The sequence below is a fragment of the Caulobacter sp. 1776 genome (assembly GCF_040545685.1).
In the GTDB taxonomy this organism is placed as follows: domain Bacteria; phylum Pseudomonadota; class Alphaproteobacteria; order Caulobacterales; family Caulobacteraceae; genus Caulobacter.
On sequence record NZ_JBEPMI010000007.1, the window covers coordinates 277,106 to 301,268 of the forward strand.

The window sequence follows — 24,163 nt, forward strand, 5'->3', positions numbered from 1 at the left end:
TGCCGACTAGCGACGGCCGCGAGTCATCTCCACGCCGAGGTCTTGGATCTTCTTGCGCAGGGTGTTGCGGTTCAGGCCTAGGATCTCCGCCGCCCGCACCTGGTTGCCGCGTGTGGCCGACAGGGTCAGCTGGATCAGCGGCCGCTCGACCTCCTCCAGAATCCGGTCATAGAGCCCGGGCGGCGGAACGCCATCGGGCTGGTCGGCGAAATGCGAGGCCAAGTGTCGCTCCACCAGGGTCGACAGCGTCACCGGCCCCTCTTCCGAGCGCACCGCTGGCGTATGGTCCTGCAGTTCGCGGTCGACGATGCGGGCGCTGATCAGCTCCTCGGCGTACAGGGCGCACATCCGGCGCATCAGGTTCTCGAGCTCCCGGACGTTGCCGGGCCAGGGATGGGTCTTCAGGCGATCCAGGGCGCTCTGGTCGATCGTCTTGGCGGGCAGGCCCTCGCGGGCGGCGCGCAGCAGGAAGGTGCGAGCCAGGTCCGGGATGTCTTCGACCCGGTCGCGCAGCGGCGGCAGGCGCACCGGCGCGACGTTCAGGCGGAAGAACAGATCTTCCCGGAAAAGTCCCTGCTGGATCAGGCCCCGCAGGTCGCGGTTGGTGGCGGCGATGATCCGCACGTTCGGGCGGCGGCCGGTCTTGGGATTGATCACCGGCTCGGTGCCGTCGATCACCCGCAGCAGGCGGGTCTGGGCGTCCAGCGGCATGTCGCCGATCTCGTCCAGGAACAGAGTGCCGCCGTCGGCTTCGACGAGGCGACCATTGTCGCCCTCGCCGCGCCCGAACAACTCGACCTCGACCCGCTCACGAGGCACGGCGGCCAGGTTCAGGACCACGAACTTGCCGTCGCGGCGACGTCCCAACTCGTGCAGGGCGCGGGCGACCAGCTCCTTGCCGGTGCCGCTCTCGCCCAGGATCAAGACCGTCAGGTCGGCCCCGACCAGGCGGGCGATGGTGCGATAGACCTCTTGCATCGGCGCCGAACGGCCGATCAGCGGCAGACGCTCGTCGCGCATGGCGCGGGCCTGGGCCTTGGAGGCCTCGGCGTCGGCCGGACGCGACAGGGCCCGCCGCGCCGCGGCGGTCACGTCGTCGAGATCGAAAGGCTTGGAGACGTACTCGAAGGCGCCCGCGTCAGCGGCGTTGACCGCCGTCAACAGCGTGTTCTGGGCGCTCATCACGATGATCGGCAGCTTGGGCCGCTCCTTGCGAATGCGCGGCAGCACGTCGAACACGTTCTCGTCGGGCATCATCACGTCGGTGACGACGAGGTCGCCCTCCCCATCGGTGACCCACTTCAGCAGCGTCGTGGCGTTGCCTGTGGCGCGCACCTGGTAGCCGAGACGGGTGAAGGCCTGGCTGAGCACCAGCCGCACCGAGCTATCGTCGTCGGCGATCAGGATTTTCTTGCTCGCGGCGTTCATGCTCAGGCGTCTCCGGAGGCGGTTTCGGGGGCCACGGGAAGCAGCACACGGAAGACGGTGCGGCCGGGCTCGGATTCGAAGTCGATCAGACCGCCGTGGGCGGTGACGAGTTTGGTGACTAGGGCCAGGCCAAGGCCGGTGCCATTGGCCTTGGTGGTGACAAAGGGCTGGAACAAGTGGTCGCGCAGGCTGGCCGGCACGCCGGGGCCGTTGTCGATAACCTTGACCTCGATAGGCGCACCGCTGGCGGTCTTGCCGTCGGCCCCGCGAACGCGAACGCCGGGGCGCCAGGCCGTGTGGATCGAGATCACGCCGCGATCGTCGCCACGCATGTGGGCCGCCTCGGCGGCGTTCTTGGTCAGGTTCAGGAAGACCTGGATCAGGTGGTCCTCGTCGCCCCAGACCGGCGGTAGCGAAGGGTCGTAGCTCTCTTTCAGCTGCAGGCCGTCGGCGACGCCGTTGGCGACCAGGGCCCGGACGCGGTCCAGCACCTGGTGAATATTGACCGGCTCGCGCGGGGTCGGCGCTTCGTCGGAAAAAGCCTCCATGCGGTCGACAAGGCGGCGGATGCGGTCGGTTTCGTCGACGATCAACTGGGCCAGCGGCTGATCGACGGCGCTGGCGCCGGTCTTCAGCAGTTGGGCCGCGCCGCGAATTCCGGCCAGCGGATTCTTGATCTCGTGAGCCAGCATCTTGCCCAGTCCGACGACCGAACGCAGGCCGGCGGCGTCGGCCGCCTTGTCGACGCCCAGGACGCCCTTTACGTGCAGCGTCAGCAGCACCGAGCCGTCGCCCAGCGGCGCAGCGGCGCCGTCGGCCTCGAATGGCGGCTGGCCGAACAGATTGACCTCGACACCGTGTTCGCGAACCAGCGCGCCCTCGAAGATCGCCCGGTCCAGCAACGCCACCAGCACCGAGCCCGGCGGCAGGGCGGCGCGGAAGCGGCCACGGGCCAGCAGCGACAGGCCATGACCGAACAGCGCCTCGGCGGCCTCGTTGACGGCCACCAGCCCGCCTTCGCGGTCGACCACCAGGGCCGGCTCGGGACTGAGATCGAACGCGGCGGCCTTCAAGGCCTCGGGGGCGACGCCACCCAGAACACGGGCACGGTCGGTCATGCGGCTAATCTCCCGCCCGCCAGCCATAGGTCGCGCAGGGCGGCTTCCACGGCGGCGGGATCTTCAAGACGGCATAGGGCGGCGCGGGCCGCGCGTCGTTCATCCGCGGTCTCCGGCCAGGGCGCGGCCTCGATGTACGAGGCCAGGTGCTTGCGGAACATCTTCAGGCCTAGGCGTTCGCCGTAGAAGTCGAGGCTGCGGCGGAAATGGGTGAGCGCGATAGCCAAGCGTTCCTCGGCCTCGGGCTCGGCGAAGCCGCGGCCTTCGAGGGCGGCCTCGATCGCGCTGGCGATCCAGGGACGGCCATAGACGCCCCGTCCGATCATCACGCCGTCCGCGCCGGATTGCTCCAGCGCCATGCGGGCGCTGTCGCCATCAACGATGTCGCCATTGACGAGAACCGGCACGGAAACGGCCTTCTTGACTGCCGCGACGGCCGTCCAGTCGGCCACGCCCTTGTAGAATTGGTTGCGGGTGCGGCCATGCACCGTGATCGCCTGGGCCCCGACAGCCTCGGCGCGCGCGGCGATCTCGGGCGCATTGAGGCTGGCGTCGTCCCAACCCAGGCGCATCTTGACAGTCACGGGCACGTCGACGGCTTGGACGGCGGCGGCGACCAGGGCTTCGGCCAGATCGGGCTCGCGCATCAAGGCCGAGCCACAGGCGGCGCCGGCGGCGACTTCCTTGGCGGGACAACCGAAGTTCAGATCGATGATCTCGGCCCCGGCGTCCTGCGCCATCCGCGCGCCCTGGGCCATGAAGGCGACGTCGCGACCGACCAGTTGGATCACCGTCAGCGGCAAGCCTTCGCCGACCGCCGCGCGGCGCACCACGTCGGGCCGTCCCCGCGCGAACTCCGCGCTGGCCACCATTTCCGTCGCCACGTAAGGCGCGCCGAGCGCCGTGGCCGTTTCTCTGAAGGGCAGGTCCGAGACCCCGGTCATGGGTGCGATCCACACACGACCGGGGACCTTGATCCCGCCGACCTCGAGCTTGTTGCTCATTTTGTGATCATCCCCGTAGCTATCTTTTTAGGCACATTGTGCGGCGCAGTAAAGCCCGGATTGGCTGGACAAGCGCGGCCACCGGACTAAACAGCCGCCATGACTTTTTCCGCCGTGATCGTCGCCGCCGGCTCGGGAACCCGCGCCGGGCCCGGCCAGGCCAAGCAGTGGCGGCCGGTGGCGGGTAAAGCCGTTCTGCGCTGGTCCGTCGAGGCTTTCCTCGCGGCCGGGGCTGCGGAAATCGTTATCGTGACGACCGAGGACGGCGAAATATCGCTGCCCGAGGTGCTGGCCGGTCTTTCCGGCTGGCATGTGGCCCGCGGTGGCGCGACCCGAGCATTGTCCGTCCAATCGGGGCTCGGGGCCCTAGAACATCGCCCCGAGGACGAGCCGGTCTTGATCCACGACGCCGCCCGGCCGTTCCTCAGCGGCGCGACGATCGAAGGCGTTCTGAAAGCGCTCGGGTCGGCGGACGCCGCCCTGCCCGCCCTCCCCGTCGCCGATACGCTGAAGCGCGCCGAGCCGGGCGCCAATCCGGTCACGACGCCGCGTGAGCACCTCTGGCGCGCCCAGACCCCGCAGGCCGCGCGCCGCAAGACCCTGCTCGACGCCTACGCCGCCTGGTCCGGCGGCGAGCCAACCGACGACGTCCAGGTGGTGGAAGCCGCCGGCGGTCGCGTGGCCATCGCGCCGGGCGATCCGCTTCTGATGAAACTCACCTATCCCGAGGATTTCGCCATGGCCGAACGACTCGCCGGCGCCGCGCGCATCACCCGGGTCGGCCAGGGCTTCGACGCCCACCGTTGGGGTCCAGGCGAAGAAGTCTGGCTGTGTGGCGTGGCCATCAAGCACGACGAGACGCTGATCGGCCATTCCGACGCCGACGCCGGCCTGCACGCCCTGACCGACGCTATTCTGGGCGCGATCGGCGAAGGCGACATCGGCGACCATTTCCCGCCGACCGATCCGAAATGGAAGGGCGCGGCTTCGGACCAGTTCCTCAAGCACGCCGCCGAATTGGTGACGGCCAAGGGCGGCGCGATCGTCAATGTCGACGTGACCCTGATCTGCGAGCGCCCCAAGATCAAACCGCACCGCCAAGCCATGCGCGAGCGGTTGGCCCGGATCTTGGACCTGCCCGTCGACCGGATCAGCGTCAAGGCGACGACGACGGAGAAAATGGGCTTCACGGGTCGGGGCGAAGGATTGGCGGCTTCGGCTGTCGTGGCCATCGAGACACCGGCCTGAACGGGCTAAGCTGAAGGCGCGAATCCGGAGAGCCGCATGTTTCCGCTCGACATCGAGACCCTGGCCCGACTGCTAATCGACGAGGCGCGCGGCAAGTCGCTGCGTCTGGTCGCGGCCGAGAGCTGCACCGGCGGGCTGGTGGCTGGCGCGATCTGCTCGATCTCCGGCGCGTCGGACGTCTTCGAGCGCGGCTTCGTCACCTACACCAACCGCGCCAAGTCCGAGATGCTGGGCGTGCCCGGCGACCTGATCGCCGACCATGGCGCGGTCTCCGAACCGGTGGCGCGTATGATGGCCGAGGGCGCGCTGCGCGAGAGCAACGGCCACGTCGCGGTGGCGATCACGGGCATCGCCGGTCCTGGCGGCGGCACGCCGATGAAGCCGGTCGGCACGGTGCATTTCGCCGTCGCCCGCGCCAATCGATCGGTCGTCCATCGACACGAACGGTTCGAGGGCGAGACGCGCGAGGCCGTCCAACTGGCGGCGGTGCGGACGGCGCTGCAAATGCTTCGCGAGGCGGTGGCCTAGTGCCCGAGACCGCGCCCAGCGACTGGAGACGCTTCGCCGGCGTCCATCTTTCGCAAAGGGCGCTGAAGGCCGCGGCCGCTCGCAAGACCGAAATCCGCCACGCCATCCGCGTCTCCGCCGCCGTCGGCGCGGCCTTCGCCCTGGCGACCCTACTGCGTCTGCCGCAGGGTTACTGGGCCGTTTTCACAGCCGTGATCGTGGTGCAGTCCAGCCTGGGCGCGACCATCACGGCTTCGGTCGAGCGCTTCATGGGCACGGTCGTTGGCGCCCTAGCCGGCGCCGCGGCCGCCTATTTCCACGCCCGGTGGCCACAGTTCGGCGGGTTGATCCTCTGCGTCACCGTGGCGCTGCTCGCCTTCGTGGTTTCGATCCGGCCAGCCCTGAAGGTGGCGCCGGTCACCGCCGTAATCATGTTGATCGGCACGACCACCCACATGGATCCGCTGATCGCAGCCGCCCTCCGGGTCGCCGAGATCACAGTCGGCAGCATCGTCGGCGTCGCCGCCACCCTGCTGATCTTTCCGGCCAGGGCCCATACCTCGGTCGTTGCCAGCGTCCAGAAGATCGCCGGCCTGCAGGCCCATATCCTCGACAGCTACGTCCTGATTCTGCGCGGGACGCCGGGGCCGACTGACTATCTGAGGGCTCAGGACGATCTCCGGGCGGCGCTAGCCAAACTCCAAACGGCTGTCACCGAGGCCGATCGCGAGAGCGCCAGCAAGCTCAGCGACCGTTCGGTTTCCGAGGCCCTGCCCCGCACGCTCTGGCGGCTGCGCAACGATACGGTGATGGTGGGTCGAACGTTGCACGAGCCCTTGCCCGCCGCCGATCTCTCCCCCGCCGCCGCCGACATGCTGGAAGCCAGCGCGCGGTTTCTGCGCGGAACGGCCGACCTGTTGGCCGGCGGCGCGAGACCCGACCGCATCGCGTTCGCCGCGGCGCACCAGGCGTTCCAGACCTGTGTCGAGGGTTTGCGCGCTGAAGGGGTCACCCGCGATCTGGAGTTCGACGACGCCGCGCGGGTATTCGGTCTGGTCTTCGCGATCGAAAACCTGTTCGCCAACCTCGGTGACTTCGAGGAGCGGATCGAGGAAGCGGTGGCGAAGAAGGACTAAGCGTTCACGCCGTAGATCTGCCGCGCGCGATCCTCGAAACAGGCGATCAGCTTGTTGGCGGCCCTGTCGATATTGGAGGCCAGCAGAGCGTCCAACATCGCCGACTTGAAGGCAAAGTCGATCACGAACTCGACGCGGGTGACGTCGCCCTCCGGCACGAAACGCCAGCCGTTGGCCAGGCGCTTGAACGGACCATAGAGCAGGCTGACGTCGATGCTCAGCGCCTCGCGGTCGCGACGAACGCGGGTGGCGAATTTCTCGCGCAGGAACGAGAAGCCGACCTGGGCCTCGGCGTCGACCGTGCTGACGGGGCCATCGACACGGCCGTTCCAGGTGCGCATGCCCGTGATCCACGGCACGAACTTAGGATAGGTCTCGACGTCTCCGACCAGCTCGAACAGTTGCTCAGGCGCGTACGGCAGCACGCGCGTGACGACATGGCGGTGCAAGGCTTTACGCCGTGCGCGCGTCGAGGGCGCGCCGCGCCGCCTGCAGCTTGGCGAAGTCCTCGCCCGCATGGTGCGACGAGCGGGTCAGCGGGCTGGCGGAGACCATCAGGAAGCCTTTAGCTCGGGCGATCGCCTCATAGGCCTTGAACTCTTCCGGGGTCACGAACCGGTCGATCGCCGCGTGCTTGCGGGTCGGCTGCAGGTACTGGCCGATGGTGATGAAGTCGACGCCGGCCGAGCGCATGTCGTCCATCACCTGCATGACCTCTTCCTTGGTCTCGCCCAGGCCGACCATCAGGCCGGACTTGGTGAACTGGGAAGGATCGCGCTCCTTGACCCGCTCCAGCAGGCGCAGCGAGTGATAGTAGCGGGCGCCGGGCCGGATCTTCAGATAGAGCCGCGGCACGGTCTCGAGGTTGTGGTTGAAGACGTCCGGACGGGCGTCGATGACCACGTTCTCGGCGCGGTCCTTGCGCAGGAAGTCCGGGGTCAGGATCTCGATGGTCGTGCCCGGCGCGGCGGCGCGGATCGCGGTGACCACCTCGGCGAAGTGGCGGGCGCCGCCGTCGATCAGGTCGTCGCGGTCCACCGAGGTGATGACCACGTGCTTGAGACCCATCTTGGCGACGGCCTCGGCCACGCGGCGCGGCTCGTCGGGATCCAGCTGAGTGGGCAGGCCGGTGGTGACGTTGCAGAATGCGCAGGCCCGGGTGCAGATCTCGCCCATGATCATCATGGTCGCGTGCTTCTGACTCCAGCACTCGCCGATGTTCGGACAGGCCGCTTCCTCGCAGACCGTGGTCAGCTTGTGCTCGCGCACGATGCTTTTGGTCTCGTTGTACTGACCCGAGCCCGGCGCGCGGACGCGCAGCCAATCGGGTTTGCGAAGCACCGGCGTATCGGGGCGGTTCTGCTTTTCGGGATGGCGCGCCGCCCGGTCTTCCGAGCCGCGAGCCTTCAGGGTGTCGATCACCGTGGCCATGGCGCCTAAATCGGTCTTCTTGCCCTCCGGATCAAGCGCTTGATCTTGCTTAAGGCGACGACGCGCGAAATGACTGGGCCATATGCGTCGCCGTCTCCTTGCTGTCGCCCTGGCCCTCGTCCCGGTTCTGACCGTCTCCGCCTGCGGCGACGGAGCCTCGCGCGCGCCTTTCGCCGAGACACGGACGCCGCCCTCATTGGGCTCGCGTTTCTATCCGCCTCAGGGGTGGAGCTGGGGCTACGTCCGGAGTGGCGAAGGGCTGATCCAGCGTTACGGTGTCTCGGCCCCGCCCGTTGCGCCGCGCGCCACGATCCTGATCCTGACCGGCTATGGCGAAAGCGCCGAGGCCTGGTTCGAAACGGCGTCGGCGCTGAACGCCCAGGGCTTTACGGTCTGGGTGCTGGAGCGCCAAGGTCAGGGCGGATCCGAACGCGCCACGCCCTGGCGAGATCTCGGCCACGCCGACAGCTTCGATCCCGACGTCGCGGCTGTCCGCGCCCTGACCAACGGCGTGGTCCGACCGCGGATGGACATCCCGTTCGTGGTGCTCGGCCATTCCGAAGGCGGTCTTGTCGCCCTGCGGGCGGCTGAGCAGGGCTTGTCGATGGACGGTTTGATCCTGTCCTCGCCCGCCTTCGGCCTGACCGCCGCGCCTCGATCGCGCGAGGACTTCGCGCGGTTCGCGCCGGCCATGCGGACGTTGCGTCTGGGCTGGATCCGCACGCTGGATCAGTCCGGCTGGCGGCGCGATGGACCCGACGGCGTCCAATCGGGCGCGACCCATGATCCGCAACGTGGCAAGGTCCAGGCCGCCTGGATGCTGGCCAATCCCGACCTGCGAATGGGCGGTCGCAGCCTGGGCTGGTTCGCGGCTTTCTTCGACGCTTCGGAGGCCGCGGCTCGCGACATTCGCAAGGCCGACGGCCCAACGCTGATGCTGGACGCCGGCCGGGACCAGGCGGTGACCGCCACGCCCCAGCGCCGTCTATGCGCCGCGATGGTCGACTGCAAGGAGACCCGCTACCCGGGCGCAGGCCATGACCTGCACTTGGAATCGGACGCCATTCGCGACCCTTGGCTGGCGGCGATCGTCGATTTCATCCGCGCTCGCATCGAGGCCAAGGCCTTACGCCGCAAGGGCTGAACCTCACGGTTCGTGACTCTTTCTTGCAAAGCTGAACCTTCCCCGGCAGACTCGGCGTTTAACGAACGAGAGCACCTATCGCTCTTCGGGGAGGTTTCGCCGGTATGGCGGTAGCTTACGACGCGCAAGCTGGTCAAAAGGCCATCTTCGACGCCCTCATCGACGCTCGTGACAAGTACGGCGCCAAGAAATCGATCCTGGAAGATCAGGATCGCAACCCGCTGAGCTATACGGATCTGATCCGCGCCAGCTTCGCGTTGGGCCGCAAGATCGCGGCGATGACCAAGCCGGGCGAGAATGTCGGCGTGCTGTTGCCGTCGGGATCCGGTTCGGTCGTGACCTTCTTCGCCCTGCACGCCTTCGGCCGCGTGCCGACCATGCTGAACTTCACAGCCGGCCTGCGAAACATCAAGGCCGCCTGCAAGTTGGCCCAGGTCAAGCGCGTGCTGACCGCCCACAAGTTCATCGAGCTGGGCAAGCTGCACGACATCATCGACGCCATCGGCGACCACGCCGAGATCACCTATCTGGAGGATGTACGCGCCACGATCGGCTTGCCCGACAAGCTGTTCGCGGCCGCGGCGGGTTTCTTCCCCCGTCATTTCCGGGCCCCGGCCAAGCCGTCGGACAAGGGCGTTGTCCTGTTCACCTCGGGTAGTTTCGGCGCGCCGCGCGGTGTGGTGTTGAGCCAAGCCAATCTGGTGTCGAACGCCCAGCAGATCGCCGCGCATATCGCGCTGGACCCGGCCTGGGTGTTCTTCAATCCGCTGCCGGTCTTCCATTGTTTCGGCCTGACCGGCGGGGTGATCCTGCCGCTGCTGACCGGCATGAAGGCCTTCCAGTACCCCTCACCGCTGCATACCAAGCAGATCCCGCCACTGCTGAAGGACGCCGGCGCCTCGGTGCTGCTGGCCACCGACACCTTCGTCAACCAGTACGCCCGCTCCGCTGAGAGCGACGAGCTTTCGGGCCTGAAGTTCATCGTCTGTGGCGCCGAGAAGGTTCGGGAGGAGACACACAACCTCATCGGCGAGAAGTTCGGCGGCGTGCCAGTGCTGGAAGGCTACGGCGCGACCGAGGCCTCGCCCGTGATTGCGGTCAACAAGCCCGACGACAACCGCCGTGGCACCGTCGGCGGTTTGCTGCCCGGCCAGGATTGGAAGGTCGAACCGGTCGAAGGCATCCCCGAGGGCGGCCGCCTGCTGGTGCGCGGCCCCAACATCATGTCGGGCTACCTGCGCGAAGATGGCGGCGTCGACGCTCCCGAGGGCGGTTGGCATGACACGGGCGACGTGGTCACGGTCACCGACGATCTGTGGATCACCATCAAGGGTCGCGTGAAGCGGTTCGCCAAGATCGGCGGGGAGATGGTCTCTTTGACCGCCGCCGAGGACCTCGCCTCGGCCGTCTGGCCCGATGGCCGCCACGCCGTGATCTCGATGCCCGACAAAAAGAAGGGCGAGAAGCTGGTCCTGGTCACCGATCGCCACGACGCCGCCGTGGCGTCGCTGGTGGCCCACGCCCAGACGATCGGGGCGCCGGAACTGGCCGTGCCGCGCAAGATCCTCAAGGTGCCGCAAGTGCCGGTGCTGGGCAGCGGCAAGACCGACTATGTCGCCATTCAGCGCATGGCCGAGACCGACGCCCGGGCCGCCTAGAGCGACAGTTCCAGCCTAGCCTTCGAGTAAGCGTCGAGCCGCAAGAGCTCCCAACGTTCGCATCAAGGAGGACCAACGAATGGAACGTCTTAGCGTCTGGGCGCCGCGCGTGCTCAGCCTGTTGCGCATCATCACCGCCCTGCTCTTTATGGAGCACGGCCTGATGAAGCTCTTCCACTTCCCGGCCGCCCAGCCAGGCGCGCCGGATCCGCTGCCGCCGCTGCTGGTCGCCGCGGCCTGGCTCGAGGTCGTTGGCGGCGGCCTTTTGGTGCTGGGCCTCTTCACTCGCCCCGTCGCCTTCATCCTCTCCGGACAGATGGCGGTGGCTTACTTCCTGGCGCATGGCGGCAAGGGTTTCTGGCCGGCGCTCAATGGCGGCGAGGCGGCGATCCTGTTCTGCTTTGTGTTCCTGTACCTCGTGTTCCAGGGCCCCGGTGAATGGAGCCTCGACGCCCAGGTGAGGAAGCGGCCCTAGAACACGCCGCCCCTAAAACACGCCGCCCAGGGCTTCCAGCTCCGCGCGGAAGCCCTGCTTGCGGCCGTGCATGACGCGCAGGTCGGCGACGAAGGCCGCGTGGTCGGGATATTCGCCGTAGTCGGGAATCATCGCCGACAGCGACTCCGCCTCCAGCAATTGGCGCGCGGCCTCGGCGTAGCGCGTGGCGACACCGTAGGTCAGCACGTGCTGGATCGAGGCTCGTAGGAGCAGGGTCGCCGCCAGCGGATAGCTCCCTTCAAGCCGCCGCGCGGCCTCGGCCATCAACGTCTCGTCCGCGCCGTTGATCTCGCCCGAGCGGGTCAGGATCAGCCGCGCCGCCGCCGCCAGGTCCGGCCAGGACACCAGGAAGGCCAAGGCCGTGTCGAAACGCGGGAAGTGCTTGGCGACCAGCTTGGCCTGGTCCTCGGCCTCGACATCGTCGAAGTCCGGCAGCCCCTTCAGATAGGCCCGCAGGCGAGGGATCGACAGTGTGGCCTCGAAGTCCGCCCAGCGGCGCTTCTGGGCCTCCTCATGGTGTCCCGTGGCCTCCAGGGCCTCGAGCATTGCTTCTTCCCAGGCCGCGCGCTCTTCCTGGCTGCTGGCGTGGCGACCTCGTTGCTCATGGGGCGATCCGGCCTGCAGGGTCGCCAAGGCGTCCTCCCCCCGTCCCGCCGCGAGTAGGCGGCGGGCGATCTCGGCCGCGACCAGGGGCGTGCGGCGCAGTTCCGGGGCGAAGGTGGCCTCGAAGGCGTCCACGTCGCCGCTGGCGTCGGCCAAGCGGCGCAGGGCGTCCTTGTAGATCGCGCCCTGGGCGTCGAACAGGTGGGCGGAACGGGGCGACCGAGCCGCCAGCATCTTCTCCAGCGTCTCGCGCAGATGCGCCTGGCCCTTGGGGCCGAGCGCTGGCCCCAGAGCGCCGATCAACGGGCCGAACTGGGCGTAGTCGTCGCGGCGGAGCAGCTTGGCGATCCGCTCGGCGAGGGCGATCGGATCGGGCATGGCCTTGGCGGCGATCGCGCCGATCCCGTCGCGAGCGGCCAGGAACACGTCGCCGATCGGCCCTTCGGCCTGGCTCAGGCGATCCAGGACCGGCGTCGCCAGATCCAGCAGGTCCAGCATTAGGTCGAGCGCGGCGGTCGGATCGTCCTCCGCCAGCCGTTCGATCATCCGCCGATGCAGGTCGAGATCGCGCGCGAAGGCGACCCGCTTGCGCCAATGGATGCGCGAGGACGATTTGCCGATGGCCGCGAGGCGCTTGGAAATCTCCAGCGCCAGCCCATCGCCGCCCGCCTCGGCGAACAGCTCCAGACGCAACACGCGCTTGACGTGGCTGTCGCTGGAGAGGTCCAGCAGGATGGCGGCCAGGCGCTCGGGGCCGAGGTCGACCAAGTTCGCTTCGGAAAGGGTTGTCTTGGACCCCTTCCTCGCCTTGGCCGGCTTGTCTCCCGTCGCGGCGGCCTTGCGCGCCATCCGGTCTCCCTAGCTATTCCTAGATGTGCAGGACGCGGCCGTAGGCGTCCAGCGCGGCCTCATGCATGGCCTCCGACATGGTCGGGTGGGCGTAGACGATGCCGTGCAGGTCTTCCTCGGTCGCTTCCAGGGTGATGGCCGTGACGAAGCCCTGAATCATCTCGGTCACTTCGTGGCCGATCATGTGGGCGCCGATCAGCGCGCCGGTCTTGGCGTCGAACACGGTCTTCACGAAGCCCTCGATCTCGCCGGCGGCCACGGCCTTGCCGTTGACGCGGAACGGGAAGCGGCCGGCCTTGACCTCGATGCCGGCGGCCTTGGCGCCGGCCTCGGTGTGACCGACGGAAGCCACCTGCGGATTGGCGTAGGTGCAGCCCGGGATCGGCGAGTTGACGTTTGGGGTTTTGTAGCCGGCGATATGCTCGGCCGCGTGGATGCCTTCGTGGCTGGCCTTGTGCGCCAGCCAGGGCGGGCCGGCGGCGTCGCCGATGGCGTAGAGGCCGGCGACATTGGTCTCGCCATGTTTGCCGGTGACGACGTGGCCGCGATCCATGTTCAGGCCGATGGCGTCCAGGCCTTCGGTGTTCGGGGCGATGCCGACGGCGACGATGCAGACGTCGGCGGTCAGCTGCTCGATCTTGCCTCCGACATCGACCGTGACCGAGACGCCGGTCTTGGTCTTTTCGACCTTGCTGACCTTCGCGCCGATACGGAAGGCGATGCCGCGCTTCTCGAAGGCCTTCTGGGCGGCCTTGGAGACCTCGGCGTCCTCGACCGGCATGATGCGGTCTACGGCCTCGACGACGGTCACCTCGGCCCCGAGGGCGCGGTAGAAGCTGGCGAACTCGATGCCGATGGCGCCCGAGCCGATCACGACCAGGGACTTGGGCATGGTCTTGGGCGCCAAGGCGTCACGATAGGTCCAGATCTTGTCGCCGTCCGAGACCGCGCCGATGGCCGGGATCTCGCGGGCCCGGGCGCCGCTGGCCAGGATCACGTTCTTGGCCTGGACCGTGCGGCTGCCGCCGGCCTTCAGCGCGATGACCAGCTTCGGAGACGGATTGCCCTTCTCCAGCTTGGCCTCGCCCTCGATGACCTCGATCTTGTGCTTTTTCATCAGGAAAGCGATGCCGCTCGACATCTGCTTGGCCACGCCGCGCGAGCGGTCGATGATCTTGGCGAAGTCGAACGAGGCCTTTTCGACCGACAGGCCGTAGCCGGAGAGGTGCGACAGCTGCTCGTAGATCTCGCCCGACTTCAGCAGGGCCTTGGTGGGGATGCAGCCCCAGTTCAGGCAGATGCCGCCCAGGTTTTCGCGCTCGACGATGGCCGTCTTCAGGCCCAGTTGGCTGGCGCGGATCGCGGCCACGTAGCCGCCAGGACCGGCGCCGATGACGACGACATCGAATTCCGTGGACATGTTCATCTTACCCTAGCTTGGACGTCGCCCGGGAGGAGCCGGACGGCCTAGTTCGATCGGCCTGCAAGCCGATCCGGGAGAAACTAAAGCAGCGCCTCGACCGCGGCCTTGAGATCTTCGGGCTTCACGGTTGGCGCGAAACGTTCGACAACCTCGCCATCCTTGCCGATCAGGAACTTGGTGAAGTTCCATTTGATCGCCTCGGTGCCCAGGACGCCCTTCTGCTCCTTCTTGAGGAAGCGATAGAGCGGGTGGGCGTCGGCGCCATTGACGTCGATCTTGCTCATCACCGGGAAGGTCACGTCGTAGGTCAGCGAGCAGAAGTTCGCGATCTCCTCGGCGTTCCCCGGCTCCTGAGCGCCGAACTGGTTGCAGGGGAAGGCCAGGACCGTGAAGCCGCGGTCCTTGTGAGCCCTGTAGAGCGCCTCGAGGCCTTCGTACTGAGGCGTGAACCCGCACTTGCTGGCGGTGTTCACGATCAGCAGCACCTGGCCGCGATAGTCGGCCAGGTTCACGTCCTGGCCGTCCAGCGTCTTGGCCGAATAGTCGTAGACCGACATGCTCGCCCCTATTCCGCGACCAGGATCAGACGATCAGGGTCAGCGGCTCTTCGATCAGCGGCTTGAAGGCCGCCAGGAACTTGGCGCCGATGGCCCCGTCGACCACGCGGTGATCGCAGGTCAGGGTCACGGTCATCACGGTCGCCACGGCCAGCTGGCCGTTCTTGACCACCGGACGCTGCTCGCCGGCCCCGACGCTCATGATCGCGCCCTGCGGCTCGTTGATGATCGAGGCGAACGCCTTGATGCCGAACATGCCCAGGTTGCTGACCGAGAAGGTGCCGCCCTGGAATTCCTCGGGCTTCAGCTTCTTGGCCTTGGCGCGAGCGGCTAGATCCTTCACCTCGGCCGAGATCTGAGCCAGGCCCTTGGTCTCGGCGGCGCGGACGATCGGGGTGATCAGGCCACCATCGATGGCCACGGCCACGGCGATGTCGGCGTGCTTGTGCATGGCGATGCCTTCGGGCGTGTAGGAGGCGTTGGCCTCGGGCACGCGCTTCAGGGCCACGGCCACGGCCTTGATGATGATGTCGTTGACCGACACCTTCACGCCCTGGCCTTCCAGCAGTGTGTTGATCTTGGCGCGCGCGGCCAGAAGGGCGTCGATCTCCAGATCGATCGTCAGCGGGAAGTGCGGCACGTCGCGGAAGCTGTCGGTAAGGCGGCGCGCGATCGTCTTGCGCATACCATCCAGCGGGATCAGGTCGTACGAGCCGGCGGGGATGCCCATCTGCTCCAGCGACTGAACCTTACGCGGCTCGGCGGCGGCCGGAGCAGCGGCGGGACCCGTGCTCGGCGCGGCCTTGGCGGCGGGTGCGCCGCCCGACTTGGCGGCTTCGACGTCCGACTTGACCACGCGGCCGTGCGGACCGGTGCCCTTGACGCTCTTCAGGTCCAGACCAGCGGCCGAGGCCAGGCGGCGGGCCAGCGGTGAGGCGAAGACGCGCGAGCCGTCGGCAGCGACGGGCGCGGCCGGCGCGGGCTTGGCAGGCGCGGCGGTCTCGCCGCCCCCCTGAACCGGCGCGGCCGGCTTCGGCGCTTCGGCGGCCTTCGGGGCGTCCGCCTTCGGCGGCGGCGCGGGGCTATCGCCCTCGCCGGCTAGCTTGGCGATCAGCGCGTTGACCTTGACGTTCTCGGTCCCGGCGTCGACCAGGATAGCCTCGACCACGCCTTCATCGACGGCTTCGACTTCCATCGTCGCCTTGTCGGTCTCGATCTCGGCGATCACGTCGCCGGCCTTGACCGTGTCGCCGACCTTGACGTGCCACTTGGCGAGGGTTCCCTCCTCCATGGTGGGCGACAGGGCGGGCATCAGGATGTCGATCGACATTGAGCTTCTTCCTCAAGCGTTCGGGACCGCTTCGACCAAGGTGGTCGGCGTCCATTTGGCCTTGCGTCTGGCAAGGCGTTGTTCGTCCGTTTCGTCGTGATAGTCCAGCCGTTCGGGCTCGCGACCGTCAAATCCCGGCAGGCCGGTCCCGACGACGTTGAGCGTCGCATAGGCTTGGCCGTCGTCCTCGATCATCGCCGCGATGTAGCAGGCGCACTCGCGACAGATCAGGAAATCGACCTGGCGCCGACCGAACCGGTAGCGATGCAGCGATCCCGGCGCGGCCGTGATGTGCAGCCGGCTGTCCGGATGGCTGGTCGTCCGACCGCCCTGGCGACGACAGAATTGGCATTGGCAGGCGCGGAGCGGTAGCTCGATCAGGGGCTTGCCCGGTTCGAGCTGCACGTGCACCGCGCCGCAATGGCAGGAGCCATTCAGGATCGTCATCAGCGCGCCCTCGCCCGCTCACACGGGCCGGAGCCAGGATGAGCGGGCATCGGGATCACTTGTAGCTGACCGCCTTGGCCGCCTTCACGATCTTCTCGACCGAAGGCAGCGACAGGGCTTCCAGATTGGCCGCATAGGGTAGCGGCACGTCCTCCTGGTGGACCCGCAGCGGCGGGGCGTCCAGGTAGTCGAAGCCGAACTCCGTGATGCGCGCGACGATCTCGGCGCCGACGCCCATCGGGCCCCAGCCTTCCTCGACCGTGACCAGGCGATTGGTCTTCTTGACACTTTCCAGGACGGTGGCGTGGTCCATCGGACGGATCGTGCGCAGGTCGACGACCTCCGCTGAAATGCCTTCCTTCTCCAGTTCCTCGGCCGCCTTCAGGGCGAAACCCACCATGCGGCTGTAGGCCACCAGGGTGACGTCCGAACCTTCGCGACGGACCTTGGCCTTGCCGATCGGCACGACCCAGTCCTCGACGTCCGGGATGTCGAACTCGTGACCGTACATCATCTCGTGTTCGAGGAAGACGATCGGGTTCGGGTCGCGGATCGCGGCCTTCAGCAGGCCCTTGGCGTCGGCCGCGTCGTACGGCGCGATGACCTTCAGGCCCGGGACGTTGCCGTACCAGGCGGCGTAGTCCTGGCTGTGCTGAGCGCCGACGCGCGAGGCCGCGCCGTTCGGGCCGCGGAACACGATCGACGACTTGATCTGACCACCCGACATATAGAGCGTCTTGGCGGCCGAGTTGATGATGTGGTCGATCGCCTGCATGGCGAAGTTCCAGGTCATGAACTCGACGATCGGCTTCAGGCCGGCCATCGCCGCGCCGACGCCCATGCCGGCGAAGCCGTGCTCGGTGATCGGGGTGTCGATGACGCGCTTGTCGCCGAACTCTTGCAGCAACTCACGGCTGACCTTGTAGGCGCCCTGATACTGGGCGACTTCCTCGCCCATCAGGAAAACCCGGTCGTCCTTGCGCATTTCCTCGGCCATGGCGTCGCGCAGAGCGTCGCGGACCGTGATCTTCTTCATCGGCGTGCCGGCGGGGATCTCAGGATCCTTCAGCTCGACGGCCGGCGTGGCGGCCTGCGGCGGAGCCTTTTCAGGCTCGCCCGAGAATTGCTCGGCGGCGGCCGGCTTGGCCACGGGCGCGGGAGCGGCGGCCGGGGTCGCCTCGCCTTCGCCCTTCAGGCGCGCGATCAGGGTGTTGACCTTGACGTTCTCGCTGCCGGCGGGGACCAGAATGGCTTCGATCACGCCCTCGTCCACGGCTTCGACTTCCATCGTCGCCTTGTCGGTCTCGATTTCGGCGATCACGTCGCCGGCCTTGATGGTGTCGCCTTCCTTGACGAGCCACTTGGCCAGGGTGCCTTCCTCCATCGTGGGGGAAAGCGCGGGCATCAGGATGTCCGTCACTCGGCGGCCTCCAAGTATACGTCGGTGTAGAGTTCGGAAGGATCCGGTTCGGGGCTGGTGCGGGCGAACTCGGCGGCCTCGGCGACGATGCGCTTAACTTCCGCGTCGACGCCCTTCAAGTCGTCTTCCGTCACACCGGCCTTGGCCAGGCGCTCCTTGATGTGGTCGATCGGATCGCGGGTCGTCTTAACCTCGTCGACCTCTTCCTTGGTGCGGTACTTGGCCGGGTCGGACATCGAGTGACCGCGATAGCGATAGGTCTTCATCTCGAGGATGTAGGGGCCTTGACCACTGCGAGCGTGCTCGCTGGCGCGGGCGCCGGCTTCGCGCACGGCGACGATGTCCATGCCGTCGACTTCCTCGCCCGGGATCCGGAACGAGACGCCGCGCTTGTGGAAAGCCGTTTCGGACGCGGCGCGCTCGACGCTGGTGCCCATGGCGTACTGGTTGTTCTCGATCACGTACACGACCGGCAACTTCCACAGTTGGGCCATGTTGAAGCTCTCGTAGACCTGGCCCTGGTTGGCCGCGCCGTCGCCCATATAGGCGTACGAGACGTTGCCATTGCCCTTGTAGTGGTTGGCCAGCGCCAAACCAGTGCCGAGCGCCACCTGAGCGCCCACGATGCCGTGGCCGCCGTAGAAGCCGGTCTCGATGTCGAACATGTGCATCGAGCCGCCCTTGCCGCGCGACGAACCGCCCGCGCGGCCGGTCAGTTCGGCCATCACTTCTCGAGGATCCATTCCCGCGGCCAGCATGTGGCCATGGTCACGATAGCCCGTGATGATCTGGTCGCCCTTCTGCGAAATCGACTGCATGCCGACCGCGATGGCTTCCTGACCGATGTACAGGTGGCAGAAGCCACCGATCAGACCCATGCCGTACAGCTGACCAGCGCGCTCCTCGAAGCGGCGGATCAGCAGCATGTCCTGATAGAATTTCAGGAGTTCGTCCTTGCCGACGAAGGTGTTGACACCGGTTACCGGCGCCTTCCCCTCAGAGGCTTCAGCCTTGCGCGTACGCGCCATTCAAATCTCCCTGGCCAATCTTCATCGCGGCCTTCGCCCTGAGAGCATTTCCCGCCGAAAAATAGTCGGTTCCGCGAAGGAAACGCCCTGGTGTTCCATTAAGATCAAGCCGAAGCCGAAGGGCTCCGGATCGACCGACAGCCGATTCCGAGATTACGGGACCGGTCAGCTCGGACGCTTGACCCGGATCACATAGTCCCTCGGGTCGGCGTATCCTAGGAGAGAACGCGCGCGCTCCTCCAGGAGATCAGCCGACAGGCTGCCGCTGCGTAATAGACGAGCGCGGGCCTCCAGGTCCATCCTCTCCGCGCGTATCTTCCTGAGTTCCTTTGTTTTTGCTGCGAGGTCCGCGTTGCGCTGCGATATCGACAGCAGGCCTCGATCACCCGTCAGAGCATGAAAGGCGAAGTAGAAAATCAGGAAAAAGATCGCCGCGGTCGGCAGGAAAGGTTGCAGTCGGGCGAACATCTGAGCTTCCCGGAGAGGGATTCGCAGGATCGCCGACCGTGCTTAACGCCTTCTAAATCTAGGCATTGCGAACGCCGATGGGCTGCTCGCTCGGCGCCCGAGCGATGCTTTCAAGTGAGATGGTTTCAGCGGCATCTAGATGCCGCATCGCCGAAGCTATTTCGCGACCGCGAACGGCGCAAAAATGGTCTCGTTTGAAACCACTGCCCAGCTTTTAGAAAATTTGTGGGTTAACCGCCTTGGTAGCCGTCTCGCCTCGTTTGTCCGCTTCGGAGGGGCAGGAGAATCGAACAGCCGATCGCACCTCAAGCAAAAGGCGCGGCCCCTGTCGGTAGCCGCGCCTCTATAGCTTTGGCGATCTGAGCGGGGCTTAACGGCCCTTCAGCACCCGGCGGCCCAGATAGACGCCCTGGTCGTCCAGCGCCTGCTCGATGCGCAGCAGCTGGTTGTACTTGGCCACCCGGTCCGAGCGGGCCAGCGAGCCGGTCTTGATCTGACCGCAGTTCAAGGCGACCGCCAGGTCGGCGATCGTCGAGTCCTCAGTCTCGCCCGAGCGGTGGCTCATGACGCTGGTGTAGCCATGGCGATGAGCCAGCTCGACGGCGTCGATGGTTTCCGACAGCGTGCCGATCTGGTTGACCTTGACCAGGATCGAATTGGCCAGCCCCCTGTCCAGGCCCACCTGCAGGCGCTTGGGGTTGGTCACGAACAGGTCGTCGCCGACCAGCTGGACCTTCTTGCCCAGGGTGTCGGTCAGCAGCTTCCAGCCGTCGAAGTCGTCTTCCGACATGCCGTCCTCGATCGACAGGATCGGGAACTTCGCGGCCAGGCCGGCCAGGTAGTCGACCATGCCGGCCGGATCCAGGCTCTTGCCCTCGCCTTCCAGCTCGTACTTGCCGTTCTTGAAGAACTCTGTGGCGGCGACGTCCAGACCCAGGACGAAGTCGTCGCCGGCCTTGTAGCCTGCGGCTTCACCGGCCTTGACGATGAAGGCCAGCGCGTCCTCGGCCGAGCCGAGGTTCGGGGCGAAACCGCCCTCGTCGCCGACGTTGGTGTTGTGGCCGGCGTCCTTCAGGGCCTTCTTCAGGCCGTGGAAGATCTCGGCGCCCATGCGCAGGGCTTCGCTGAAGCTCTTGGCGCCGGTCGGCAGGATCATGAATTCCTGGATGTCGATCGGATTGTCCGCGTGGGCGCCGCCGTTGATGATGTTCATCATCGGGGTCGGCAGTACGCGGGCGTTCACGCCGCCGACGTACTTGTAAAGCGGCAGGCCGGCCGACTCGGCGGCGGCCTTGGCCGTGGCCAACGAGACGCCCAGGATGGCATTGGCGCCCAGGCGGGCCTTGTTCGGTGTGCCGTCCAGCTCGATCAGCAGATTGTCGACCCGGCGCTGGTCCTCGGCGTCCACGCCCGACAGGGCGTCGAAGATCTCGCCGTTGACCGCGTCGACGGCTTGAAGGACACCCTTGCCCAGATAGCGGGCCTTGTCGCCGTCGCGCTTTTCATTGGCTTCGTGGGCGCCGGTCGAGGCGCCCGACGGCACGGCGGCGCGACCAAAGGCGCCGTCCTCGAGGACGACGTCGACCTCGACCGTCGGATTGCCGCGGCTATCGAGGATTTCGCGGGCGATGATATCGACGATCTCGGTCATGGGAGCTCCCTGGGAAAAGGCGCCTCCCCTTACCGGCGTAGCCCCGACATCGCAACCATGGGCCTTACGCCACGTCAGGCCTCAGGCGTTGAACGTGGGCGCGACCAGACCGCCCTGCCCCAATCGGAACAGCACCCGGCCCGCGCCGAAGTCCAGTTCGACCCGCGCGAACAGCCGCAGCACATCGACCCCGATCAGCGCCGCGGGCCGGTTGTTGAGGCCCCAGACGTCGAAGATGTGCAGATCGGCGAAGGCCATTGGAATGTTGGTGACCCGCAGGTCGCCCATGACGATGGACGGCACGATGCGGAACTCGCCCAGCTGCATCTCGCCACCGGCGGTCAATAGGCGCGCTTGCTGGACGATGTCGGAGGACCGTCGCCGGCGCGCGGCGATGGCGCGGGCCAGGGCCATGTTGCCGATGCTGACCCCGCCGCCCGAGTCGATGAAGGCCAGCGAGCGCGCTCCGGCGATCCGCGAGTCGGCCAAGGTCAGACGGCCATATTTCTCGTCGGCCTGGACCGAGACCTCGCGCGAACTCCGCACCAGTTGCGAAATCGTCTGGCTGCGACGGACTTCCAGCTGCTTCTTGCGGAAGTCCATGACCACGTTGCGCCCTTCCAGGATATCGACGCCCAGAAGGCCATCGGCGCCGACCCGATCGTAGGGCAGCACGGGCAGAATGACGTCCGCAAGGCGAGCGTCGCCGGTGCGGAGGTTCGCCACCCGAGCCGTGGGACAGGTGATCGATCCCGAGACGCCGTGAACGATGACGTCGGGACCACGGGGCAAGGCCAGGCGCTCGACCAGGCCGGGGGTCACGACGCTGCGGTCGGCGCCCGTGTCGACGACGAATTGATATTCGCCCTGCCCGTTGAGCGAAACCGGCACGGTCAGACGGGCGTCCTGGTCGAGGGAGGCGTCCAGGATCAGCAGCGGCTGCTCGGCCGGAACAGGGGCTGGCGGGAGCGGCGTCTGCGACAGCGAAACAGGCGTGATCGCTTCAGCCAGCGCTGGCGGCGCGACAAGCGAAATTCCCAGTCCCGCCGCTATGTCGCGGCGTGTGAGCATGGGCGTACCTCCCTGGCCGAGAGGCTAACACCGTTTTTTGGGCTTACGACGAAAATGCGACGAAAAACGCCGCCCGGGCGAGCCGGGCGGCGTCTTCAAGCCGTCAGACGTGAAAGGAGACCTTAGTCTTCCTTCGGCGTCAGGATCTGCTTGCCGTTGTACATGCCGGTCTTCAGATCGACATGGTGCGGACGGCGCAGCTCGCCGGTGTCCTTGTCCTCGATGAACGAGTTCGCGCCCAGGGCGTGGTGCGACCGGCGCATGTTCCGGCGAGAAGGCGAAGTTTTTCTTTTGGGAACGGCCATCGAAGTGACTCTGCTCGCTGAGCGTGAAAATCGAGAGCGGCGACTCGGGCAATGCCCAGGCCGCCGCGTGAGGGCGCGCTTATGCCCGAATCTCTTCGGAGATGCAACAGCGTGCTTTAGACCAGTCGCCCCTGCTCTTTCGCCGCCGCGATGAAGCTGGCGAACAGGGGATGCGGAGCGAACGGACGGCTCTTCAGTTCGGGGTGATACTGGACGCCGATGAACCACGGATGGTCTTCCCGCTCGACGATTTCGGGCAATACGCCGTTGGGCGAACGGCCGGTCAGTTTCAGACCGGCGTCCTCCATCAGGTGGGCGTAGCCGATATTGACTTCGTAGCGGTGGCGGTGGCGCTCGCTGATCTCGGTCGAGCCGTAGATCTCGGCGACCTTCGATCCCGCCGTCAGCACGGCCTCGTAGGCCCCCAGGCGCATGGTGCCGCCCAGATCGTCGCTGGAGCGGCGCTGAACGGTCTCGTTGCCCTTGATCCACTCGGTCATGATGCCGACCACGGGACGCTCGGTCGGACCAAACTCGCTAGAACTGGCGTCCTTGATCCCGGCGACGTTCCTCAAGGTCTCGATGACGGCCATCTGCATGCCGAAGCAGATGCCGAAATAGGGCACCTTGCGTTCGCGAGCGAACTGGGCCGCGCGGATCTTGCCCTCGGCGCCCCGCTCGCCGAAGCCGCCGGGCACCATGATGGCGTGGGCGTTCTCCAGGCGAGCCGCGGCCGCGCCCTCGTCGCCCTCGAAGGTCTCGCTCTCGACCCAGTCCAGGTTGACCTTGACCTTGTTGGCCAGGCCGCCATGGTGCAGGGCCTCGATCAGCGACTTGTAGGCGTCCTTGAGCACCGTGTACTTGCCGACGACGGCGATGGTTACCTCGCCATCGGGGTGCTGGACGGTGTCGTCGATCGTCTGCCAGCGCGACAGGTCCGGCGCCGGCGCGTCGTTCATGCCGAAGACGTCCAGCACCTCGGCGTCGAGCCCCTGCTGGTGATAGTCGATCGGGACAGCGTAGATCGAGGACGAGTCCATCGCCTGGATGACCGCGGAGGGCCGCACGTTGCAGAACTGGGCGATCTTGCGCTTTTCTTCGGGCGGGATCTCCTGCTCGCAGCGGCACAGCAGAATGTCCGGCTGGATACCGATCGAGCGCAGTTCCTTGACCGAGTGCTGGGTCGGCTTGGTCTTCATCTCGCCGGCCGTCTTGATGAACGGAAGCAAGGTGAGGTGCACGTAGCAGCTCTGGCCGCGCGGCAGGTCCTGGCGCAGCTGGCGGATGGCCTCGAAGAACGGCAGGCCCTCGATGTCGCCGACCGTGCCGCCGATCTCGACCAGCACGAAGTCGACGGCCTTCTCGCCCGTCTCGTCCATGGCGGGCGACAGGACGAAGTCCTTGATCTCGTTGGTGACGTGCGGGATCACCTGGACGGTCGCGCCCAGATAGTCGCCACGGCGCTCCTTCTCGATGATCGTCTTGTAGATCTGGCCAGTGGTGATGTTGTCGGCCTTGGTCGCCGACACGCCGGTGAAGCGCTCGTAGTGGCCGAGATCCAGGTCGGTCTCGGCCCCGTCGTCGGTCACGAAGACCTCGCCGTGCTGATACGGGCTCATCGTGCCCGGATCGACGTTGAGATAGGGATCGAGCTTACGAAGGCGAACCTTGTAGCCACGCGCCTGCAGCAGCGCGCCGAGCGCCGCCGAGGCCAAACCCTTGCCAAGCGAGGAAACCACGCCGCCGGTGATGAAAATGTACCGCGTCATGGGCGATCAGATTACCCGTGATTCGTGGACGCCGGGGAAAAGACCGGCGTTCATCAACAAGATTAAACCCCC

Annotated in this window: 22 protein-coding genes and 2 pseudogenes; 6 read left to right on the forward strand and 18 right to left on the reverse strand. The window is 66.9% G+C overall.

The genetic code is table 11. From position 1 onward, the window contains the following. Positions 1-6: 6 nt before the first annotated feature. Genes ABIC66_RS19810 through dusB form a run of 3 tightly spaced genes read right to left on the reverse strand, consistent with a single transcriptional unit; the run spans position 7 to position 3,550 of the window. Positions 7-1,428 (reverse strand): sigma 54-interacting transcriptional regulator, encoded by a 1,422-nt coding sequence (locus ABIC66_RS19810; RefSeq protein ID WP_354072414.1) that lies wholly within the window; start codon positions 1,426-1,428, stop codon positions 7-9. A 2-nt stretch (positions 1,429-1,430) separates the two neighbouring features. Next, on the reverse strand, positions 1,431-2,546 hold the full coding sequence (locus ABIC66_RS19815; protein ID WP_354072415.1) for a two-component system sensor histidine kinase NtrB: 1,116 nt from the start codon (positions 2,544-2,546) through the stop codon (positions 1,431-1,433). Next, entirely contained in the window at positions 2,543-3,550 is a 1,008-nt protein-coding gene (gene dusB / locus ABIC66_RS19820; RefSeq protein ID WP_354072417.1) for a tRNA dihydrouridine synthase DusB, read from the reverse strand. The genes ABIC66_RS19815 and dusB overlap by 4 nt, the downstream gene beginning before the upstream one ends. A 99-nt stretch (positions 3,551-3,649) precedes the next feature. On the opposite strand from dusB, the gene ABIC66_RS19825 reads away from it, so the two are divergent. The 3 genes from ABIC66_RS19825 to ABIC66_RS19835 are packed head-to-tail and all read left to right on the forward strand — an operon-like array spanning position 3,650 to position 6,441. After that, positions 3,650-4,798, forward strand: a complete 1,149-nt coding sequence (locus ABIC66_RS19825; RefSeq protein WP_354072419.1) for a bifunctional 2-C-methyl-D-erythritol 4-phosphate cytidylyltransferase/2-C-methyl-D-erythritol 2,4-cyclodiphosphate synthase — start codon at positions 3,650-3,652, stop codon at positions 4,796-4,798. A gap of 36 nt (positions 4,799-4,834) precedes the next feature. Continuing rightward, positions 4,835-5,326: a CinA family protein gene (locus tag ABIC66_RS19830; protein WP_354072421.1), complete on the forward strand. Its 492-nt coding sequence runs from the start codon at positions 4,835-4,837 to the stop codon at positions 5,324-5,326. Beyond that, positions 5,326-6,441: an FUSC family protein gene (locus ABIC66_RS19835; protein ID WP_354072422.1), complete on the forward strand. Its 1,116-nt coding sequence runs from the start codon at positions 5,326-5,328 to the stop codon at positions 6,439-6,441. The genes ABIC66_RS19830 and ABIC66_RS19835 overlap by 1 nt, the downstream gene beginning before the upstream one ends. Here the strand turns inward: ABIC66_RS19835 and ABIC66_RS19840 are convergent. Further along, positions 6,438-6,890 carry a type II toxin-antitoxin system RatA family toxin gene (locus ABIC66_RS19840; protein ID WP_354072424.1) on the reverse strand — a complete coding sequence of 151 codons (453 nt, stop codon included), beginning with the start codon at positions 6,888-6,890 and terminating at the stop codon, positions 6,438-6,440. The genes ABIC66_RS19835 and ABIC66_RS19840 overlap by 4 nt on opposite strands. Positions 6,891-6,894: 4 nt before the next feature. Next, complete coding sequence (gene lipA / locus ABIC66_RS19845) at positions 6,895-7,872, reverse strand: lipoyl synthase (RefSeq protein ID WP_354072426.1); 978 nt, start codon at positions 7,870-7,872, stop codon at positions 6,895-6,897. 82 nt (positions 7,873-7,954) lie between these two features. Here lipA and ABIC66_RS19850 point away from each other — a divergent pair, with 82 nt between their 5' ends. From ABIC66_RS19850 to ABIC66_RS19860, 3 genes are all read left to right on the forward strand, one after another. After that, a complete protein-coding gene (locus ABIC66_RS19850) occupies positions 7,955-9,016 on the forward strand; it encodes an alpha/beta fold hydrolase (RefSeq protein ID WP_354072427.1) in 1,062 nt (353 codons plus the stop codon). 104 nt (positions 9,017-9,120) lie between these two features. Further along, positions 9,121-10,674, forward strand: a complete 1,554-nt coding sequence (locus ABIC66_RS19855; protein WP_354072429.1) for an AMP-binding protein — start codon at positions 9,121-9,123, stop codon at positions 10,672-10,674. Between the two features lie 79 nt (positions 10,675-10,753). Continuing rightward, a complete protein-coding gene (locus ABIC66_RS19860; protein ID WP_354072430.1) occupies positions 10,754-11,149 on the forward strand; it encodes a DoxX family protein in 396 nt (131 codons plus the stop codon). 12 nt (positions 11,150-11,161) lie between these two features. Here ABIC66_RS19860 and ABIC66_RS19865 read toward each other — a convergent pair whose 3' ends face one another. The 13 genes and pseudogenes from ABIC66_RS19865 to pyrG form a co-directional block, all read right to left on the reverse strand. Further along, a complete protein-coding gene (locus tag ABIC66_RS19865) occupies positions 11,162-12,622 on the reverse strand; it encodes a DUF6880 family protein (RefSeq protein WP_354072432.1) in 1,461 nt (486 codons plus the stop codon). Positions 12,623-12,641: 19 nt separating this feature from the next. Further along, positions 12,642-14,042 carry a dihydrolipoyl dehydrogenase gene (gene lpdA / locus ABIC66_RS19870; protein ID WP_354072433.1) on the reverse strand — a complete coding sequence of 467 codons (1,401 nt, stop codon included), beginning with the start codon at positions 14,040-14,042 and terminating at the stop codon, positions 12,642-12,644. Positions 14,043-14,125: 83 nt separating this feature from the next. Beyond that, positions 14,126-14,602: a glutathione peroxidase gene (locus tag ABIC66_RS19875; RefSeq protein ID WP_354072435.1), complete on the reverse strand. Its 477-nt coding sequence runs from the start codon at positions 14,600-14,602 to the stop codon at positions 14,126-14,128. Positions 14,603-14,627: 25 nt separating this feature from the next. After that, the gene (locus ABIC66_RS19880; RefSeq protein ID WP_354072436.1) at positions 14,628-15,932 is read right to left on the reverse strand and encodes a pyruvate dehydrogenase complex dihydrolipoamide acetyltransferase; all 1,305 of its coding nucleotides are present in this window, start codon (positions 15,930-15,932) and stop codon (positions 14,628-14,630) included. Positions 15,933-15,944: 12 nt separating this feature from the next. After that, positions 15,945-16,028: pseudogene (locus tag ABIC66_RS19885) on the reverse strand (aldehyde-activating protein); the annotation flags it as partial. Positions 16,029-16,103: 75 nt separating this feature from the next. Continuing rightward, a pseudogene (locus tag ABIC66_RS24280) lies at positions 16,104-16,379 on the reverse strand (GFA family protein); the annotation flags it as partial. A 55-nt stretch (positions 16,380-16,434) separates the two neighbouring features. Beyond that, positions 16,435-17,799, reverse strand: a complete 1,365-nt coding sequence (locus ABIC66_RS19890; RefSeq protein ID WP_354072438.1) for a pyruvate dehydrogenase complex E1 component subunit beta — start codon at positions 17,797-17,799, stop codon at positions 16,435-16,437. Beyond that, positions 17,796-18,827: a pyruvate dehydrogenase (acetyl-transferring) E1 component subunit alpha gene (pdhA, locus tag ABIC66_RS19895; protein ID WP_354072439.1), complete on the reverse strand. Its 1,032-nt coding sequence runs from the start codon at positions 18,825-18,827 to the stop codon at positions 17,796-17,798. Before pdhA ends, ABIC66_RS19890 begins: the two co-directional genes overlap by 4 nt. Before the next feature lie 165 nt (positions 18,828-18,992). Beyond that, positions 18,993-19,295: an FtsB family cell division protein gene (locus ABIC66_RS19900; RefSeq protein WP_047405705.1), complete on the reverse strand. Its 303-nt coding sequence runs from the start codon at positions 19,293-19,295 to the stop codon at positions 18,993-18,995. Between the two features lie 370 nt (positions 19,296-19,665). Then, a complete protein-coding gene (gene eno, locus ABIC66_RS19905; protein ID WP_354072441.1) occupies positions 19,666-20,946 on the reverse strand; it encodes a phosphopyruvate hydratase in 1,281 nt (426 codons plus the stop codon). An 81-nt stretch (positions 20,947-21,027) separates the two neighbouring features. Further along, positions 21,028-22,017: a retropepsin-like aspartic protease gene (locus ABIC66_RS19910; RefSeq protein WP_354072443.1), complete on the reverse strand. Its 990-nt coding sequence runs from the start codon at positions 22,015-22,017 to the stop codon at positions 21,028-21,030. A gap of 122 nt (positions 22,018-22,139) precedes the next feature. Beyond that, positions 22,140-22,322, reverse strand: a complete 183-nt coding sequence (gene rpmF / locus ABIC66_RS19915; RefSeq protein ID WP_010919589.1) for a 50S ribosomal protein L32 — start codon at positions 22,320-22,322, stop codon at positions 22,140-22,142. Between the two features lie 116 nt (positions 22,323-22,438). Next, positions 22,439-24,091, reverse strand: a complete 1,653-nt coding sequence (gene pyrG, locus ABIC66_RS19920; RefSeq protein WP_354072445.1) for a CTP synthase — start codon at positions 24,089-24,091, stop codon at positions 22,439-22,441. Positions 24,092-24,163 lie beyond the last annotated feature (72 nt).